Source organism: Microcoleus sp. AS-A8 (assembly GCA_039962225.1).
Classification (GTDB): Bacteria; Cyanobacteriota; Cyanobacteriia; order Cyanobacteriales; family Coleofasciculaceae; genus Allocoleopsis.
In genome coordinates this window covers 40,176-58,299 of sequence record JAMPKV010000020.1, presented here as the reverse complement: position 1 = coordinate 58,299, position 18,124 = coordinate 40,176, and the positions used below count along the sequence as shown (strand labels likewise).

16 protein-coding genes are annotated in these 18,124 nt (G+C 46.7%); 9 read left to right on the top strand and 7 right to left on the bottom strand.

The window, feature by feature from the left end; translation table 11 throughout:
- Window positions 1-389: 389 nt before the first annotated feature.
- The 5 genes from NDI48_24660 to NDI48_24640 all read left to right on the top strand — a co-directional run bounded on the left by NDI48_24660 (window position 390) and on the right by NDI48_24640 (window position 8,785).
- On the top strand, window positions 390-941 hold the full coding sequence (locus NDI48_24660; GenBank protein ID MEP0834361.1) for a hypothetical protein: 552 nt from the start codon (window positions 390-392) through the stop codon (window positions 939-941).
- A 104-nt stretch (window positions 942-1,045) separates the two neighbouring features.
- Window positions 1,046-6,118, top strand: coding sequence for a RecQ family ATP-dependent DNA helicase (locus tag NDI48_24655; protein MEP0834360.1), 5,073 nt, complete (start codon window positions 1,046-1,048; stop codon window positions 6,116-6,118).
- Between the two features lie 627 nt (window positions 6,119-6,745).
- On the top strand, window positions 6,746-7,369 hold the full coding sequence (locus NDI48_24650; GenBank protein ID MEP0834359.1) for an HAD family hydrolase: 624 nt from the start codon (window positions 6,746-6,748) through the stop codon (window positions 7,367-7,369).
- Window positions 7,370-7,589: 220 nt separating this feature from the next.
- Complete coding sequence (locus tag NDI48_24645; GenBank protein ID MEP0834358.1) at window positions 7,590-8,402, top strand: thermonuclease family protein; 813 nt, start codon at window positions 7,590-7,592, stop codon at window positions 8,400-8,402.
- Window positions 8,399-8,785: a hypothetical protein gene (locus NDI48_24640; protein ID MEP0834357.1), complete on the top strand. Its 387-nt coding sequence runs from the start codon at window positions 8,399-8,401 to the stop codon at window positions 8,783-8,785. Before NDI48_24645 ends, NDI48_24640 begins: the two co-directional genes overlap by 4 nt.
- Before the next feature lie 624 nt (window positions 8,786-9,409).
- Here NDI48_24640 and NDI48_24635 read toward each other — a convergent pair.
- The 7 genes from NDI48_24635 to NDI48_24605 form a co-directional block, all read right to left on the bottom strand.
- Window positions 9,410-9,775 (bottom strand): nitrile hydratase accessory protein, encoded by a 366-nt coding sequence (locus NDI48_24635; GenBank protein ID MEP0834356.1) that lies wholly within the window; start codon window positions 9,773-9,775, stop codon window positions 9,410-9,412.
- Between the two features lie 21 nt (window positions 9,776-9,796).
- Window positions 9,797-10,423, bottom strand: coding sequence for a nitrile hydratase subunit alpha (gene nthA, locus NDI48_24630; GenBank protein MEP0834355.1), 627 nt, complete (start codon window positions 10,421-10,423; stop codon window positions 9,797-9,799).
- A 30-nt stretch (window positions 10,424-10,453) separates the two neighbouring features.
- Window positions 10,454-11,191 (bottom strand): nitrile hydratase subunit beta, encoded by a 738-nt coding sequence (gene nthB, locus NDI48_24625; GenBank protein MEP0834354.1) that lies wholly within the window; start codon window positions 11,189-11,191, stop codon window positions 10,454-10,456.
- Between the two features lie 224 nt (window positions 11,192-11,415).
- Entirely contained in the window at window positions 11,416-12,390 is a 975-nt protein-coding gene (locus NDI48_24620; GenBank protein MEP0834353.1) for a GTP-binding protein, read from the bottom strand.
- Between the two features lie 498 nt (window positions 12,391-12,888).
- A complete protein-coding gene (locus NDI48_24615) occupies window positions 12,889-13,206 on the bottom strand; it encodes an amidase family protein (protein ID MEP0834352.1) in 318 nt (105 codons plus the stop codon).
- Window positions 13,199-13,462: an amidase family protein gene (locus NDI48_24610; GenBank protein ID MEP0834351.1), complete on the bottom strand. Its 264-nt coding sequence runs from the start codon at window positions 13,460-13,462 to the stop codon at window positions 13,199-13,201. The genes NDI48_24615 and NDI48_24610 overlap by 8 nt, the downstream gene beginning before the upstream one ends.
- On the bottom strand, window positions 13,459-14,358 hold the full coding sequence (locus NDI48_24605) for an aminoglycoside phosphotransferase family protein (protein MEP0834350.1): 900 nt from the start codon (window positions 14,356-14,358) through the stop codon (window positions 13,459-13,461). Before NDI48_24605 ends, NDI48_24610 begins: the two co-directional genes overlap by 4 nt.
- A 93-nt stretch (window positions 14,359-14,451) precedes the next feature.
- Between NDI48_24605 and NDI48_24600 the strand changes: the two genes are divergently transcribed.
- The 4 genes from NDI48_24600 to NDI48_24585 all read left to right on the top strand — a co-directional run bounded on the left by NDI48_24600 (window position 14,452) and on the right by NDI48_24585 (window position 18,018).
- On the top strand, window positions 14,452-15,057 hold the full coding sequence (locus tag NDI48_24600; GenBank protein ID MEP0834349.1) for a TetR/AcrR family transcriptional regulator: 606 nt from the start codon (window positions 14,452-14,454) through the stop codon (window positions 15,055-15,057).
- A gap of 620 nt (window positions 15,058-15,677) precedes the next feature.
- Entirely contained in the window at window positions 15,678-15,995 is a 318-nt protein-coding gene (locus tag NDI48_24595; GenBank protein MEP0834348.1) for a DUF1304 domain-containing protein, read from the top strand.
- A 94-nt stretch (window positions 15,996-16,089) separates the two neighbouring features.
- Complete coding sequence (locus tag NDI48_24590) at window positions 16,090-16,854, top strand: alpha/beta hydrolase (GenBank protein ID MEP0834347.1); 765 nt, start codon at window positions 16,090-16,092, stop codon at window positions 16,852-16,854.
- A gap of 63 nt (window positions 16,855-16,917) precedes the next feature.
- Window positions 16,918-18,018, top strand: coding sequence for a matrixin family metalloprotease (locus NDI48_24585; GenBank protein MEP0834346.1), 1,101 nt, complete (start codon window positions 16,918-16,920; stop codon window positions 18,016-18,018).
- Window positions 18,019-18,124: the final 106 nt, after the last annotated feature.

Below are 18,124 nucleotides of genomic sequence, written 5' to 3'. Positions count from 1 at the left end.
GTCCTTGAAGGGTAGGGCATATATCGAGAGGGAACTAGCGATCGTTCAAATTGTGGAAGTTGTGGGGTGGGTGTAATTCTTTTTCTCGCTTCGTCGAGAACAGCGATCGCCTGCGTTCATTGCAGCCATCTGTGGAAAGGAACTCTCTTAGTATCGCTTATGGCACGTCAGCGTGAGGTAGTTCGATGTCATAAGGTAGTTGTTGAGGCGTAAGTGCCGCAAGTCGAGCTGTCATGGTACATATTGCTGCGGCGATTGGACAACTCAACAAGAGAGTGGAAAATAGAAAGGCACCATTCAGAAGATAACCCCTGGAACCGACTCAACTCAATCTATTCTCAAATCTTCCACGCCACCCCAAGTCACCAAGCAGACAAGATCGGTTGGTGATGAGCGCTGATGCTCTGTTAGCGTGGAAAGCGAAAATTGCCACTTATCAGCAGCAGGCGAAAGCAAGCCTGCCAACCAAGCAGGACACGCTGTTCGATCTACCTGGTTTGGGTATCTCCCCGGCCCACGTCGATCCAGACACGATCGACCCCTTCAGCTTACTGCTGCAACCCATGTCATTTTGGAGATGGCCTGTAGACAGTCCAGGGGATTCCTGTATCTACATTGTTCTCGACATAGCCGTGCCGCTTACCACTGAAAGTTGTTCGACTGACACTAACACTCCCAGTGGTAAGCTTGTTCTCTACATTGGCGAGACGTGCCGTTCCAACCATCGATGGAAGGACAATCACGGTTGCAAAGAGTACTTGTCTAAATATCAGGACTTGCACTATCGATACGGGATGAAAACAGGGGTTGGTATTGGCTTTTGGTGGAACACTCCCGTGCAGAGAAAGCCCCGGCAGCAGCTAGAATTAGCGCTGATCAAAAAATGGCAGTCTCCTTTCAACAAAGAGAATTGGGAACGGTGGGGTCAGCCGTTTGGGTGAACGATCATGCCCTTTGGAGTTTATGAGAATTTGGGACGATGAGGAGGGAGTAGGAAATTCTTGCGTAAATTTTCGGATTACGATAAAGCTTGGGGATGAGTAGGATGTGTAGTGTATATTCTGCCAATTACTCGTTCATGCCGCTTCTAGAAGAGTTTCAGGGTGTCAGTGCTGATGTCAAAGCCAAGTTAGATTCAAATTATATTTATTTAGATTTAGAAGTAGATTCTCAAGAAAACATATACCGCTTGGGGTTAGATTCCTCAATTCTCAAAGAAGACTTCGAGAGAGAAACTTTAGCTCCTGCCTATCAACAACTCATTCAATTCAAACAAAGCGGGTTGTCAATCTGCGGTCATAATTTCCGGCGCTTTGACTATCCCTATCTGGTTAAACAAAAACCTGAATTGCAGTCTTGGTCGATTATCGACACGCTGGAGTTATCAGTGTTGGCTTTTCCACTTCAGTCATCTCACAAGCTGAACAAGGAGTACAAGCCGAGTCACTATTCTCTTAACAATCCTTTAGAAGATGCTCACGCTACTAGAGTTCTGCTAGAGCAGATTCTAACAGAGCTGTCGAACAAGCCTTCATCACTTGGACGAGCGTATAGCTGGCTGCTAACGTATGGCACGCAAGAAGCCGATAGTGCTTACAAACAACTGTTCACCCTTATCGATTTGGAAGCGGTTGAGGCTCCTATTTTAGACGAACTGCCTAAGGCTGCGATCGCGGGATTTGACCGAGACTATTTGGAAAGCTTCTTTGGCAATGCAGTAACACATGACTTTGACACTCGCCTGTGTGTTGCAGCGCTCATTGCCTGGAACTATGAGTGCCAGGTAACTCAATCCAATGCCGTCTTTTCTGGTTGGCTCAGCCATCTACCGGGATTTGAGAAACTATTAGCCCAAGTGCGCCCTCTTCTACCTGATGGGTTCACCTACCATCCTTACCTCGAACAATTTAATATTCCAGCGTTCAGGTCGATACAAGAGGAGGCGGTACAGTCCATCCTCAAGGGCGAACAACCGCTGATTCTGATGGCGACAGGAGGGGGAAAATCGCTGTGCTACCAACTGCCAGCCCTCATGCTTTGGGATAAATACAAAGCCCTTACGGTTGTCATCTCCCCGCTACAAGCTTTGATGGCAGACCAGGTGGCAGACCTCATCACCAATAATCTTAACTTCGCTACCTTTATCAATGGCAACCTGACTGCTCTTGAACGCTCCCAACGCTTGGAGCAACTCAGAGAAGGAAGCTTGGGATTACTCTACATCAGCCCAGAGCAGTTGCGCTCGCTCAGTATTCGAGCGCTCTTGCAGGAACGACCCCCGGCGCTGTGGGTGATTGACGAAGCTCATTGTATCAGCCAGTGGGGACACGATTTTCGACCCGACTACCGCTATGTTCCCAAGTTTATCCAAGAACTTTACCAAGAGAAACAGCTATCCCTGCCTCGGCTGGCGCTAATGACGGCGACGGCGACAGCGGCGGTTCGAGATGATATCAAAAAACTGTTTGTCCAGCAGGGTTTGCAAATCAGTCGAGAAATTCTCTCTAGTAGTAACAGAGAGAACCTCAAGTATCAAGTCATTCGCTGTAATAGCAGCAACAAAGAGCAACTCATACTCAAACACGTTAAGCAGGCTGTGCGTGAGAGTAAATGCGTTCTCATTTACACCACAACTCGGAAAAACGCCGAAAAGCTAGCTAACTTGCTCAACCAAGCAGATATTGAAGCAAAATACTACCACGGCAAGCTCAATAAGAGCGAAAAAGATGAAGTCTTGCAGGCATTCAAGGCGGGTGAGTTGAACGTGGTAACCGCTACCTGCGCCTTTGGCCTGGGCATCAACCGCCCTGACGTGCGGTGTGTGATTCACCACACGATGAGTGCCAATTTGGAGAATTACATTCAGGAAGCCGGTCGAGCGGGACGTGATGGAGAGCCAGCCACCTGTACTCTTTTGTTCGATGAAAAAGATGCCGAGACGAACTTTTTCTTGCAAAGCCTCAATCAACTGAGCGAGGCAAACCTCCACAATATCTTTATTTCGACCAGGAGTTTGCGCGATCGCCTTCAAAAGGGAGACAAAGTATCGCAAGACTGGTTTTGGGTTAGCGCCAATGAAATTTTTCAAGCTAGTTTGCTCGATGAAGAGTTTGCTGGGGAGCCGGAGCAGCGAGACACCAAAATTAAGGTAGCCCTGCACCATCTAGAAAGCTTTGGATTGTTAGAACGGGCGGAAAATTTATCCACCTTTGTTCAATTTGAACTGGTTCACAAGACACCCAATGAGTCTTACCGAGAGTTTGAAAAGTACACTCAGTCTAAAAACCTACCAACTTGTCGAGTAGAAGAGTTCAAGCGGCTGATTTCCGCGATGCACTTTGCTTCATCGTATTGCAGCCAGCAGGATAAAGCATTTCCTCTCGATCGCTTGAGTGATGAGTCTGGGATTAGTTCCAAGGAGCTAATTCGATGCCTTCGCGAACTGCAACAGGCTGGGGTTTGCTCGTATGAAATTCCGCTCGCTTTCCTGGTCACTAAAGGCGTTAAGGGTGATGCTCGACGCAATCACGAGCGCGTTCGCACGTTGGAGAAGCAGTTGCTGGAAGAACTGCTGGGCATTCAGGGCGAAAGCGATCGGTTTCAGGTAAATTTGCGAGGGTTAGCCTCTCGCCTAGACCCGGACGGCAGCTTGCAAATACGTGCGGCGGCACTGTTAGATATTTTAGAGGGCTGGGTGGCGATGAAGTGGGTTCGCTTAGCTCAAGTCGGTCGAGATATCGTCCGGTTGGAGGGGCTGAAGGTTTTAGAAAACATAGAGCGCCATGAAACGTTAGCGAGGGTAGTCATCGAGGTTCTGTACGATAAACTTCACGAGGTAACGGGTGCGAGGATGCGGGTGGAGTCCGAACTGGGGCAACTGCTATTAGATGTAGCTAAAAAAACGCAGCCACTGACTTGGTACGAGCGAGAACTCGAAGCTGTATTGCTCTGGCTGCACCAACGGAAACTGCTCAGATTGACGGAGGGACTCAATCTTTTCCAGCAAGCGCTCAAAATCAAAGTGATTAAGGGAGCCAGGATAGATACCATTACCCGCCGTTACCCAGAAGTGAAAGCTCATTACGACGAGCAGACTCGCCGGATTCACATTATGGTGAAGTACGGTTTGATGCCCGACAACAAAGCACGCCAGGAGTTAGTTGCCAATTACTTTAGCCTGCCACCTAGCGAATTGTGCCAAACTTACCCCGAACTGGCTACCGAGGCAGTCACACGCCCAGTTACTCAGGATGACTACGAGCGCATTATGGGAGCGTTAAACCCAGCTCAGAAAGAAATTGTCTTGAGCGAAAGTCCCGCGCTAGCCGTCATTGCTGGTCCCGGTTCGGGTAAAACCAGAGCGATCGTTCACCGCATTGCTTATTTAGTGAAGGTTAAGCGCGTCGCTCCCGACCAAATCTTGGTACTGGCTTATAACCGCAATGCCGTCAGAGAGTTACGAGTGCGGTTGCAAGACCTGGTTGGACCTTTGGCGTTCCAGTTGCGAGTTTTTACGTTTCATGGTTTGGCACTGGCACTGTTGGGGCGCACGCTCAGCCAGGAGCGATACTCGCGGGAGATAGATTTTCAGAAGCTGCTCCAACAAGCCTGCGAACTAATCGAGCAAGGAGCCGATGAATTAGACGACGAAGATACCCAAGCGCGGCGCATTCAGTTGCTGGGCAATCTTGAGTATATTTTTGTCGATGAATACCAGGACGTAGCCGAAAATGAGTATCGCTTAATTAAGGCAATTGCTGGACTGGGAGAATCTGAGGATGCATCCCGATCCGTTCAGATTAATCTGTGCGTTATTGGGGACGACGACCAGAACATTTATCAGTTCAAGGGCACGACCCCTGAATATATCCGGCAATTCCAAGCTGAATATAAAGCCGAGCAATTAATCCTAACAGAAAATTACCGCTCCACGGAATCAATCATTGAGGCAGCGAATCGACTAATTCGGCATAATAGCGATCGCTGCAAACGCAAACCGGAAGAGCAAGTCCGCATCAACTCGAAAAGGCTGGACGAACGAGGACTGCCGGTGAGAGCCTTTAGTTTCAACAGCGTTTCATCGCAAGCTGCTTGGATTAAGCAAACAATTTTTAATTGGCGGCAACAGGGAATTCCCGCGTCGGAAATTGCTGTGTTAGCGCGTGAATGGAATCACCTCAATCCTATTCGCTTGCTGTTGGAGTCACAAGGGATTCCCACTTATGCACTTAGGAAAGATGGAATTAAGCTGGTTAGACATAGAATAACCTGCCAGCTCATTGAGAAGTTAAAGGAAAACAATCACATAGTTCTCACTTCCGTTCAATCCGTTTATCGCTTGTTTGTCAGCTTGTTTGAGCGTTGGAGTTATCGACAGTCAGAACCCACTGCCAAAATCCTACTGAAAATTGCCAGTGATTTAGATTGGGAACGAGGCTATGACTCACAAGAGTTGGCTTTACCAATTAGCGTCGATGAAATTCTCACAGCTCTATTTGAATTCAATGAAACTGGAGAGGCATTTCTAGAAGAAAATGCCGTCCTAGTAACGAGTTGTCATGGTGCCAAGGGATTAGAGTTTCGCCAGGTAATTTTATTAACCGATGATTTCTCGACAAATGAATCCGAACGGCGGCTCTTCTATGTAGCCATGACTAGAGCCAGGTCAGAACTAATATTATGCGGTACTAAACTTAGCCATTTTATACAAGAGGCTGGAGTAAGCTGCCATCCGATCGCTCAGGAAAATCCCAATCTTCCCCAAAAATTGTTCTACTTTGATTTAACTCCCAGTGATATCAACTTAGGGTATTGGGCTACTAGAAATCAGCAGGCAGTTATCAAAGCTCTCCGCGAAGGTGAATCACTCCAAATGAAAGTCAATAACTTTGGAGATGGTTGGGTAATTCTGACTCAACAAGGAATTGAGATTGGAGCGCTATCAAAGTCTGCCAAGGCTAAATTAACACAAAAGGGCATTGTACCCGCTCAATTCCAGTTTCAGCTCGGTGAGGTGACACTTAGAAGTATTTTCCGGCATCTCAGGACACATGAGGTTACGGGGGAAATCGTTGAAGACTGGTTTGTTGTTATCCCACAGCTCCGAGTTTATCGATAAATTACAAGCCTACTTTGAGGAAGGCCATATAGAGAAAAGACCCCGAACGCACATCCACTCTTGGATGGGTAGAATGAATGTAACTAATGAGAAGCTTCCAGAAAAGTGAGGTTGGGCGTTGCTAAATTCCGGTCGGCTGGAATGCGAGCAACGATATGAGTTGTGCACTCCGGGGCAAGTTCACGCTCGCGTGGAGGAACGAAAGCCTTCTTAAAAGCATAAAGTAATTCATTTGAGTGCGTGTCCTGTTAACAGGACACGTTCTCGGGGTGTGAGTAGCAGTCGAAGGAGCAATGTACGGTAAGGACTAATTCCTGTGATAACGATAAAACTTTCACTCTCAGCAACAACGTAATTCTGTTGTTTGAGCAAGTTCCTGGGATATTTTCCTGTGATAAAAATCAAATCAAGGAATCTACTGCTTTGGGTCACAGCTACAACCCACTTATAATAAGCATTTCAGGCAAGCGCGTACATTTGTGTTCCCTTGCTACTTACAAGCCGTATAAGGGTTTTCGCTAGCAGTAGGAGGGTGTGAACTGCAAAAAGTCTCAGAAGGGTTCGACAGAATCAATGTTTCAGCTACTCGTTGCACTATTTCACATATATCTTGGCATCACCCCATATATGGCTGAAAACTACCTAATTTTCGACTTTGACGGGGTAATTCTGGATTCCTGGGAAGCCACCCTGGAGGCTCATTATCGCCTACAAACCGAACTAACCAAAGCTCAAATCAAAGATAAACTGCTAAACGATAGGCTGGTCAAACCCCGTTACACCTCCGACAAAAAATACACACCCGAACAACTCAAAGAGCTTATGGAATTCAGAAAGAGAGAATACGATATTAAAGCCGAAGTCGGCCTGAAATTGTTCCGGGGTTTCGTCGGTGAATTGAAAAAACTCAAAAACGTAAAGATGGCCATAGTTTCAACTGCCTATCAACCTGTACTGGAACAATTCGCCGGGGAAGCGGGATTGAACTTCGATTTTATTCACGGTTTTAGCGAGAATTTCAGCAAGGTTAAGTCAATCAAACGGATCGCCGAGGATTGGGGTACGGATTTGAATGAACTCTATTTTTTCACAGATACAATCAGGGACATAATTGAGGTCAAAAACATTCTGAACCCTAACAGAATCATAGGCTGCGGTTGGGGTTTTCACGGCTATCAGAGACTAAAGGAGGTTTTGCCCGAAGAACAAATTTTGCAAAACTTCAAAGATGTTCACAAAGTTCTGGATTAAAAACGAAAACAAAATTAATCATATTTAGTGCAGTGGCCTCCATAGTCAGTTGCCCTTGCCTGCCAGTGGTTCTGAAGGTAGCGTTGTTGAATAAGTCTAGTTGTTCGTGTGTCAGAGGCGCTTCCCTTTCAATCAGCAGATCTATTTTTTCACACACACTGTTCAAGCGTTAGATTGATTTGGGAACTCTAGTTAGAGTAATTCGACTTGAAGGATTTGAATGCGCTGGCTCGTTACTGCACTGCTACTGCTGGCAACTGGCTGCAATAGCCAACCCCAAACGCCTGTAAGTGAGCAACCCTCACAAAGCGTTAGCCCTGCAACGGAAGCTTCTGCCACTATTGCCACTCCTGCTGTGGCTCTTCATGAGTTGCCGCAGGTTATGAGTGTAGGGGACGGGGACACTTTGCGAGTAAGACAGGGCGGAAAAACAATTACTGTTAGGTTGGGCTGCATTGATGCTCCTGAGTCTACTCAAGCACCTTGGGGGCAACAATCGGCTAACCGTCTGAAGCAATTACTACCACTTGGTCAAGCTGTACAAGTCAGGGAAATCGATCGCGACCAGTATGGTAGAACTGTTGCGGAGTTGTACCTGGGAAACCAATCGGTCAATCTGAGAATGGTCAAGGAAGGGCAAGCTGTTGTCTATACCCAATATTTGAACGGTTGCTCCTCGACTAAAGACCAATACCTTGCTGCTGAAGCTCAAGCCAAGGCTCAAAGGTTAGGATTCTGGAATCAAACCAACCCTGTGATGCCTTGGGACTATCGAAGAGGTAAGCGCTCGAATAATGAGAACTCTGGCAATGCTGTTCCCAGACCAACCCCGATTACTGCAACCAGTCCTTCTCCTGTTTCCACTCCAACAAGTACTACTAACCGTGACCCATTCTACCCAGATGTTTGTATTCCTCCAGCACCTCCTGATCTAGATTGTAAAGATATTACGCATCGGAACTTCCGGGTGTTATCACTCGATCCGCACCGTTTTGACGGAAGAGACAATGATGGTATTGGGTGCGAATCATGAACAAGCTCCCTGAGTGCGATCGCTGCCAGTTATATGCTCGTTCACCTTACATAGTCTGCCTTGTCCACCCCTTTGGCGTTGATGGTGATCGCTGCCTTGACTTCCGAGAAGACCAAAACGCCTCCCCTCTTGAACTGTGGGAACCTGCTGGGGCAAGATATATCGATTTGGAGCTAGTTCTTGAACGCTGCTCTTACTATAACGGTGAAGAAATACCGCCACTGCCGCAACGGCTAACCAGAGAGGAGCAGTGGGAAATTTTAAACACGCACCCACTCTTTACAGGGCATTGTCCCAACTGTGGGTATCAATTCCCCTGCCATGTCCCAGAGCTGGTTCACTTCGATTGCCCTCGTTGTGGCTGGATTGATGATTCAGTGTAACTGGCGGGAGGGATAGTCGTTTGAGTGTTAAATGCTTTTTTAGTAAAAGTTGAAGTGCATTTATCTGTCTCAGTAATCTCAGTAAGCGCTTTCCGATTTCCCCCTACTGCTTGGCGCATTCTCAAGCAACTAGAGCAGGCAATCGAAACCGGACGGCAAATCAGCCGAGGAGAGATGGGACAGCTTGTTATTGGTTTTGTCAGTTCTGCGGCTTACAATATCCTCCTGGAAATTCTTCTAATGGAAAGGGGCGCTCTGAGCAAGGTCAGTAGATCGAAAAGTTTTTTCAGGTGCGAACGATCGCGGAGCGAGAGAAAAGAACCCGCTCGCACATCCACTCTTCGAGGGGTAGAATGAGTGCCAATGATAGAGTTGCTTTAAGTATTGGTAGGTTGGGCGTTGCTAAATTCCGGGCGACCGGAATTTAGCAACGATATGAGTTGTGCACTCCGGGGCAAGTTCACGCTCGCGTGGAGGAACGAAAGCATTCTTAAAAGCCTAAAGTAATTCATTTTAGTGCGTGTCCTGTTAACAGGACACGCTCATTTTCGGCTCAGATTAGGAGCCGAAGTGCTAACGGCGAAATTCATCGGCGGCTCCTAGCCCTTGCACTAGAGCTAACACTCAAATCAAGCCGTCTGGTGCAGCATTTTCTTGTTGCAGAATCTCAGCCGTTCGGGCATTAAGTTCTTCATTGCTGATGAGAGCCAATTCGGTCGCCATGCGGAGGAGTGCTTGAAGCCAGCGTTGATAATAGTCCCAACTTGGGTCATCCTTGCAGTAGGTTGCCTCCCACTCAGCGATAGACGCAATGAGTTCCTGGCGAAAATCCTCCCACTCGTAGTGTCCCTTCTTGGAAAGGGCGATCGCCATGCCAAACGCCCGCTCTTCCCAGGGACGTTCAAATTTCAACGCACCATTGCCACGCGGGGGAGACGTTTCGCTGCCCATCATGCTAGTGACAGCAAAGTGTTCAAACTTAATTTGCATAGTTGTTTTATCAGGAGATGGTCAATGAGATGCAGGGGCTTCGACTTTTGCCACACCCATCATGGCTTCTGGGGTGACTAATGCAGCCAGTTGTGGCTCCGTCATGTTCTCAGTTCCCTCCGGGCGTTCTGGCAGAACGAACCAGCGGATCTGAGCGCTGCTGTCCCACACGCGAATTTCAACAGAGTCATCAAACTCCAACCCAAATTCTTGCAGAACTTTACGAGGTTCTCTAACTGCTCGTGCCCGGAAGGTGGGGTCTTTGTACCAGTAGGGAGGCAATCCGAGCATGGGCCACGGATAACACGAACAGAGCGTACACACGATCAGGTTGTGAACCGTAGGGGTATTTTCCACCACTTCCATATATTCACCCTCAGCTCCTGTCATGCCCCGTGGAAAATTCATCTGTGCGATCGCCTCTGGTGTATTTTCCAGCAGACGGGCTTTGAACTCTGAATCGACCCAAGCTTTAGCAACTAGTTTTGCGCCGTTAAACGGACCGAAGTCCGTTTCAAAGAAATTGAGGACTTTATCTACCGTGTCGCTACTGATGATACCTTTTTCAATCAACAACGACTCCAGTGCCTTTACCTTTGCAGCACTTTCAGCTTCGCGATCGGGTTCGTAATTAAAACGCTCGCTCACTTTAAACTCTCCTCCGATTATCCAACTATTTCAAGCTGCTTCAACGTAAACCTCAAACAGGTCGGCATAGACCCAGGAATTGCCTTCTGACAACTCACCCCAAATGTCTTTAGGGTCAAAGCGAACTCTGTAAACGTACATCGGAGCGCCTAATCCATCGGGTCCGGTTGAGCACAGGTAGGCGTAGGCACCTTCGTAAACCTTATCCACTACCCCAACCTTATCGCGGAGGTATCCTGGCAGACGGGTGTGATCCGTGGTGGGAACGTCTTTCACTTTGACCTTCTGACCTGCACTCAACTGGGGCGAATAATCTACATCTCGAATTGCTGCGTCACCGCTGCGGAGATATTCAATCACCTGGTCATCAATGGCAGGCTCACGCACTTCAGGCATGGGAGCATCGGTTTTTTCCAAGTAGGTTGCTGTCCGTGCCTCCAGTTCTTCCTGGGAAATGTACCCTTGTTGGATGAAGAACCCAGAGATTCCGCCCAGCCATTTTTCGTAGTAGCGGAACCGGAAATAATCGAAAGGGTTTATGGCTTCCGCACCTTTCCGCAGATCTGCCCACGTCCAGATGCTTTTGAATTGCGTTGGCACCTGCTCGATTGGGTACTGAGGCAAGGTTTCACTCAGGTGCTTGCTCAAACCCATCATGGCAACGTGAATGCCAAAAATCCGGGTTTCCCAGGGTTCAACGAATACACGCTTTTCAAAATCGATTGAGTCAAGTCCTTCTAGTCCACCTAAATAATGCTGTAATTTCATCCAACTTCCTCTCTCGTAATTTACAGCGGTTTGCAGCTAGTGTGAAGTACATTTGTCGGGACGGAACCGCCGTTCGCCTTTACAGTGTTTGTCTTCCATCAAGATGAAAATCGCTCTCTAAAAAGTGCCTAGACACTATCAGGGCTAGTGGGAGCGATTTTGTAGTCAACATTACCGTTACAACATCTGAGTCAGTATCCCCGACCTTACCCGCGTATGCCTGATTACACTTCAACTAAACAGTCCCGGAACTGGAGTTTCAATTGGTCTTCGTCGAGATGGCGACCAATAAATACGAGTTCATTCCTGCGTAGTTCTCCAGGTTTCCAGGGGCGACCAGGTCTTCCATCCAAGAGCATGTGAACGCCCTGAAATACAAAACGACGCTCCTCCCCATCTACATCTAGGACGCCTTTCATGCGAAAGATGTCCGGTCCCTTTACTTGAACCAACTGGTTCAACCAACGATTCAGTTTATCGCCGCTCACGGTTCCCGATTCAACAATAGAAACAGAGTAAATGGATTCATCGTGTTCGTGAGCATCTTCGGAGAGCAGATTGGGGTCGATGCTGAGTGCTTGCTTTAAGTCGAAAGCCTTAATTCCCAGTACCGCGTCCATCTCAACTACACAGTTTCGGGTGCGATGGAGTTTGGCAAAGGGAGTCATGCCTCGAATCCGCTGCTCCAGTTCCTCTAGTTGAGAGGAAGAAACGAGGTCAATTTTGTTGAGCAAAATCACATCGGCAAAGGCAATTTGCTCTTGGGCTTCCTCTGCATCCCAATGCTCCCAGATGTGTTGGGCGTCTACTACGGTAACAACAGCATCCAGTTGGGTTTGCGATCGCATCACCTCATCGACGAAGAAGGATTGGATCACAGGCGCTGGATCAGCCAACCCAGTGGTTTCAATGACCATATGGTCAAACCTGGAGCGTCTTTGCATCAAGTTGCCAATCAGGCGAATCAGATCTCCCCTCACAGTACAGCAGATACAGCCGTTATTCATTTCTAAAATTTCTTCATCGGCATCAACGACGAGTTGGCTGTCAATGCCAACTTCCCCAAATTCGTTGACAATTACAGCCACTTTCTTTCCGTGTTCATGAGTCAGAATGTGGTTTAACAGTGTAGTTTTACCTACTCCTAGATAGCCCGTGATCACAGTAACGGGTACAGGACTGGCTAACTTAGATGCCATAAAAGCAACCCTTTCCATGCTGGTTGACACGTACAGCTTGCCATTATGAAGATTGCCTCCCACCGCGAAAAGTATAATTTGTATCAATACCCAATCAGTTTTAGCTACATAAAGCTATCCCCCCGTTTGTTATCACTTGACAGCCTTAAATGGCTGCTCGTTAATACTCTCCCAGTTTTCGCTTTAATCGTCCTTCCACAAGAGCAGCATAAGGCTGTGGATATATAGTCTTACCGATTAATGCTGGAATGGATTGTGTTCTAATCGGTGCTTGATTCACGATCTACTTCTTAAGAGCCACCTAACTATTGATATCGTCGGGGAGTTGAATAATGATTTGTAGAGTTTTCCTCCTATTTATCAATAATTTTCCGCTATCGGGCTTACGCATTGGCAAATAGAAATTACCTAAATATCTTCTTTACGAAGTCGTAAGTGTTTTTGAAAGGGGGCAGTGATGATAGGGGAATGCTTCTAGATGTAAGCATCACAGATTGTTCAATACCCTGGTGGATGCTGAAAATTACCAATTACTTTATCAATCATTTGCGCTAGAGCCAACAGTTCCATCTCTTTCCACCGCTTACCGACAATTTGCAACCCGATCGGTAGACCATTCTGAGTTTGCCCAATGGGAATCACCACAGCCGGATGTCCACTGAGATTAAACGGCATCGTATAAGCCCCGTTTGCCACTGCATGGGGATAGGGTTTGCCATCAATGTCGATTGCACTCCAGGCAGGACGATGGGTAAAGGCGGGAGTTGCCGCTACTGGACAAAGCCAGACATCCCACGGTTCCAATGCCTCATCCATCGGTTTCAAAAATGTCCTTAATCGTTACGGGAACGCCGTGTAACGCCCCCCAATTGTCACCTTTGGCGAGGGCTTCATCCGCTTGTTTGGCTCTTGCACGGGCATTGTTTTCATCCAGCGTGCAAATGGCATTGAGCTTTGAATTGTGTTTGTTGATTTGAGCAAGGTGAGCCTCAAGAACTTCGACGGCAGAGACTTGGCGAGCGCGAATCATCTGCGCGAGTTGATAGGCAGAAGTAAACACAAGATCTGTCATACCAGACCTTCCCGCTCTCTAAACCATTCCAGTCGTCTCTCAATACGAGCCTGCCGTTGTGGACTAGGGTGCTGTTGATGAAGAACGATCGACCACACTAGCGCCACAAACGTTCGGACTTCAATACATAAATCCAGAACGGCGTTATCGAGAAGTTGTCCATACCCCCTCATGGCTGCTGCTGCTTTTTCTCTATCCGTTCCAAAGACATATGGATTTGCCACCAGAGAGGCAATATCCCACTCAATCGGTCCGATAAACACATCTTCCCAATCCGTCCACAGCACCCCTTGCGAGGTGTTGAGTACGTTACCCGAATGCGAATCGCCATGCAGCGGTTGCATGGGCAGACCAGCCAACCGTCTTTCCCATCCTTCACTGACTTGAACGAGGATCTCTGCATCGGCTAAATCAAAAACAGATTCAGCAATCTGCTGTGTCAGAAGCTGTTTTCCCTCTGTAATCAGAGCCAGGATGGGCAGGGTGAGCGAAAAATCTATCAGCGCTTCATGGCAAGAGCGCAGCGCACGACCCGCCACAAATGGATCGAATGGCTCATCTAATATCTCAACAAACTCCCAAAAGCTCAACACCAATCCCTCGTGCTGGTGCGGTCCAGGTTCAATCACTGTGCTAGGAGGAATTATAGGTGCACCTGCCGCTGCCAAGTGCCGAGCCACAGCCATTTCGCGGACAAACCATCCATCTCCCTGACGAACCGTTCCTGTGGTTGTTGCTACCCGTGCTACCACTGGTGTTGGAACCAGATGCACAATCACGTTGCTCAGGTCTTGTAGTACTCGCGCCCGTTCAAACGAAAGCCCGTGGGCTGCGGCCACCTCGCTAGCAGCACGTACCGCAAGGTTTAAGCGCGAGTCTGTACCTAGCTTCTCCATAGCTACCCTCTAAGCGATGGGACGGGATAAATCTTGATAAAGTTAATTAGATTCACTTTTAGTTAAGTGTATTAACTTTATTCGGTTCTGGCAATGGGTCGTCCAACGAAAGAAAATTCTCTGTCACGACAGGATGTAATTGAAGCTGCGATCGCTTGCCTTGACAAAGAAGGAGAAGCGGCTCTAGGCGTGAATCGGGTGGCACGGGAATTGGGGATCAAGCCTCCTGCCATCTACAAGCACCTTGATGGCAATGCGGGACTACAACGAGCTGTAGCCTTGACAATTTGGCGCAACTATTTAGCGGAGTGCCGACAACAAACCGCTGGCATTACAGAACCTCACGCCTTGCTCCGTGCAGGCGCACAGGCGACACGAAGCTTTGCGCGATGTTATCGGGCGCGTTATACCGTGATGACACAGTATCAAATGCGACCCACTGATCCGGAAGAAGCTGAAATCATACAAGACTCGCTCCGCTTTTTCCAAAAGTCACTGCAACTGTATGAATTAAGTGATGATGCATTAATTGATGTCATGCGGATGGTCAACGCAGTGATTTACGGCTTCATTGCTAGAGAACAATCGGAATTGATGACGCTCAACCGTTCTCCTGATGCAAGTTACGAAGTCATGCTGGAGGCGCTACTCGTTGCAATTGAATACATTCGGCACAATGACAAATTAAAAAATCGCTGATAGGCGAAAAGCGGTCGCTGCTTTTAGTGGGACTTAAACAGATATCAGTCCCAAATAAAGCCCAAAGCAGCTTTATAAGCGACGAATACGTTGCGATTATGGTTCAGCCACTCCATAAAACAATCAAGGTTTTAGCGTTTGCGATCGCTCGCTTCCGCCCCCTTTACATTTCTTTAGAAACAGCCTCTGATTTCAGTTCATCAACCAACGCTTTTGCCGTTCTCCAGTCTCTCCAAAAGGAAGCTAAAGAAGGGATCTTCATCTTTAGGTTCGTTCCTTCTTGTTCTGAGTACTTTTACTTAAAAATTGGGGAATTTAGCTGCCCTCACCAACTCCAAAGAGCGTATGTGACAGTTGAGGTGCAGAATAGGGAGTCTATTAGTTTAACCTTGAGAAATACCTAAACTTTTTTCCGGATTTGGTGTCACCTCCAAAGAATTAAGTACTTTAAAGAATTTGATCGGGCAGGAAAGTAGAAAATCTGAACCCCTTTTGGATTGTGTTGAAAAACCTGCTAAACTCGAGTAAATTTTATGAGACTCCTGCTTCAGCCCAGGCTTTGGATCAACCTTTGTCTTATTTGGACTGTACTTGCTCATTTCCTTTTTCTACTAGCTGAGATGTTTTTGTGGCAATCTTCTTTCGTTCAAGAAACATTGCTTGGGAGCTTCTCAATAGAGCAAAAATCCGAAATTCTTGCTCATAATCTAGGGCTTTACAATGGCTTTCTCAGTGCTGGCGCGCTTTGGGGATTGCTGGCGACAAATCCCAAGATACCAAAAGTCAAACCTGCGTTCTTTATTCTAGTATGTGCATTTGCCGCAGGAGTTTACGGCAGTATTAGCTTAGAACGCCCAACAGCTTTTATAGTTCAGTCGTTGCCTAGCATTATTGCTTTAGCTCTCATCTGGTTGGATAACGGTAAAAAAGAGAACTAATCAACTTAGCGAAATCAGCCAATGTCAAGTTTTGAAAACTGGCTTTGAGTTTGAACGAATTATTGCTGGATCTCCACTCTATTAAGGACTTTATATGTCACAAATTACGGTTGGTGACCTTAGTATTCACTATGAAGTGAAGGGTAGTGGTTACCCCCTACTGATGATTATGGGTTTGAGTTTTAGCCTTTTAGATTGGGGAGACGAGTTGCCTAATGAACTTGCAAAGCACTATCAAGTGATTCTCTTTGATAATCGAGATGCTGGGCAAACAACGAGTTCATCAGTGAAGAATTACACGATCGCTGATATGGCAGATGATGCAGGAGGTTTGTTGAAAGCCTTGGGAATAGGACAGGCTCATGTCTTTGGCGTAAGTATGGGCGGCATGGTTGCTCAGCAGTTTGCTCTGAGACATGCTGACAAACTCAATAAATTAGTATTGGGCTGCACAATGGCAGGTGGCTCCTGTAGCTTGCCAGCGGCTCTTGCAGGTTTAATTGGCGGCAGCCTTGTGGATTTCCTATTTACGCCGTCATATCTGACAGATTCAGATAATAAGAAAAAAGCACAAGACTTTTTGGCAAAGACATCTCCCTTTCACAGCAAAGAGAGTGGCTTTCTGCGACAGATACAAACGATCACATCACACGATATGTGTAGTAGCTTGCAGGATATTAAAGCCCCTACACTGGTTATTACTGGAGATAAGGATATAGCCATACTTCCTGCAAATAGTAGTGTTCTAGTGGAGAAAATTCCGGGTTCAAAGCTTGAAACTATCAAAGATGCTGGTCATGGATTTCCATTCAGCCATGCACCTGAAGTAGCCAAATTGGTTATTGACTTTTTGCAATGAATTTAGAGTTTTCTCTTTATGTTCAAAGCTTTCTAAAATTTTAACTGGAGGAAAAGGAAGATTATGGCTAAACAAAAAGTTGATTCTGCAAAGCAAGAACCAGCATTACATGAAGCTTCATTGGAGTCTGAATCAACGCATCAGTACTGCTCCATGCCTCAAACTGTTGAGCGAGTCTTGAGTCCGGACATTGATCCAACTCGGCAACAATTCATAATTTTGCTTGGCAATAAGTGGCTCAATGGAACTGTACTTCACTACTATTTCTTTAATCAGGAACCTTGGCAAGGTTCTGAAGGGCAAAAAAATGTTGTACGGAAAGCTTTCCAAATTTGGAAAGATGTAGGGATTGGACTAGAGTTCAAAGAAGTGAGTTCACATACTGAAGCAGAAATTCGTATCGGATTTCTGCAAGGTGATGGTTCGTGGTCGTACCTTGGAAGAGATATCTTAAATCGTGGTATCAACGAGAGAACGATGAATTTTGGCTGGGATCTAACCAGGAATGCTAAGGAAGTCGATACTGCGATACACGAAATTGGTCATACATTAGGCTTTCCACATGAACATCAAAATCCAAATGGTGGAATCGTTTGGGATGAAGAGAGAGTCTATGCCGACTTAGCTCAACCACCGAACAGTTGGTCTCGGGAGACGACGTACAATAATATTATTCGCAAACTTGATCCTCGTGAAGTTAAAGGTTCAACTTTTGATCCAAACTCTGTAATGGAGTATCCTTTCGGTCCAGGACTCATTAAAGCACCACCTGAACTTGCAGCAGGAATTAGACCCGCAGGAGGCTTGTCTGCTAAAGATAAGGAATATGCTCTAAAATTCTACCCTGCTCTACCTGAGCATGAAATTGAGTTAAGTCCCTTTTTGTCTATTCCTTTAGAAATTGGAGAGGAGCGCCAGCAAAATTTCAGAATCAAACCTGAGGCAACTCGAGAATACAACTTTGCGACTTTTGGATTGTCAGATTCAGTACTTGGCATTTATGAAATTATTGATGGGGAGCCACGCTACATTAAAGCAGACGACGATAGTGGGGAAGAACGTAATGTAAATCTTCGTGTAAAGTTATTTACAGGTCGTCAATATATCTTAAGAGTTCGTGTCTACCACAATAGAGATGAAAAAATTGCTGTTATGATGTGGTAGAGTTTTACGGAAAAAGCTGCTGAAGACGACTTAGTGGAGTGAAGTATCTCGAATTTGGTCACAAAACGAGAATTATTCTCTCCACTAAGTATTGTTCAAGATAACA

Excerpts from the sequence above, each read along its gene's own strand:
- NDI48_24660 (MEP0834361.1), top strand. The coding sequence starts at position 390 with ATGAGCGCTGATGCTCTGTTAGCGTGGAAAGCGAAAATTGCCACTTAT.
- NDI48_24655 (MEP0834360.1), top strand. The coding sequence starts at position 1,046 with ATGTGTAGTGTATATTCTGCCAATTACTCGTTCATGCCGCTTCTAGAA.
- NDI48_24650 (MEP0834359.1), top strand. The coding sequence starts at position 6,746 with ATGGCTGAAAACTACCTAATTTTCGACTTTGACGGGGTAATTCTGGAT.
- NDI48_24645 (MEP0834358.1), top strand. The coding sequence starts at position 7,590 with ATGCGCTGGCTCGTTACTGCACTGCTACTGCTGGCAACTGGCTGCAAT.
- NDI48_24640 (MEP0834357.1), top strand. The coding sequence starts at position 8,399 with ATGAACAAGCTCCCTGAGTGCGATCGCTGCCAGTTATATGCTCGTTCA.
- NDI48_24635 (MEP0834356.1), bottom strand. The coding sequence starts at position 9,775 with ATGCAAATTAAGTTTGAACACTTTGCTGTCACTAGCATGATGGGCAGC.
- nthB (MEP0834354.1), bottom strand. The coding sequence starts at position 11,191 with ATGAAATTACAGCATTATTTAGGTGGACTAGAAGGACTTGACTCAATC.
- NDI48_24620 (MEP0834353.1), bottom strand. The coding sequence starts at position 12,390 with ATGGCATCTAAGTTAGCCAGTCCTGTACCCGTTACTGTGATCACGGGC.
- NDI48_24615 (MEP0834352.1), bottom strand. The coding sequence starts at position 13,206 with ATGGATGAGGCATTGGAACCGTGGGATGTCTGGCTTTGTCCAGTAGCG.
- NDI48_24610 (MEP0834351.1), bottom strand. The coding sequence starts at position 13,462 with ATGACAGATCTTGTGTTTACTTCTGCCTATCAACTCGCGCAGATGATT.
- NDI48_24605 (MEP0834350.1), bottom strand. The coding sequence starts at position 14,358 with ATGGAGAAGCTAGGTACAGACTCGCGCTTAAACCTTGCGGTACGTGCT.
- NDI48_24600 (MEP0834349.1), top strand. The coding sequence starts at position 14,452 with ATGGGTCGTCCAACGAAAGAAAATTCTCTGTCACGACAGGATGTAATT.
- NDI48_24595 (MEP0834348.1), top strand. The coding sequence starts at position 15,678 with ATGTTTTTGTGGCAATCTTCTTTCGTTCAAGAAACATTGCTTGGGAGC.
- NDI48_24590 (MEP0834347.1), top strand. The coding sequence starts at position 16,090 with ATGTCACAAATTACGGTTGGTGACCTTAGTATTCACTATGAAGTGAAG.
- NDI48_24585 (MEP0834346.1), top strand. The coding sequence starts at position 16,918 with ATGGCTAAACAAAAAGTTGATTCTGCAAAGCAAGAACCAGCATTACAT.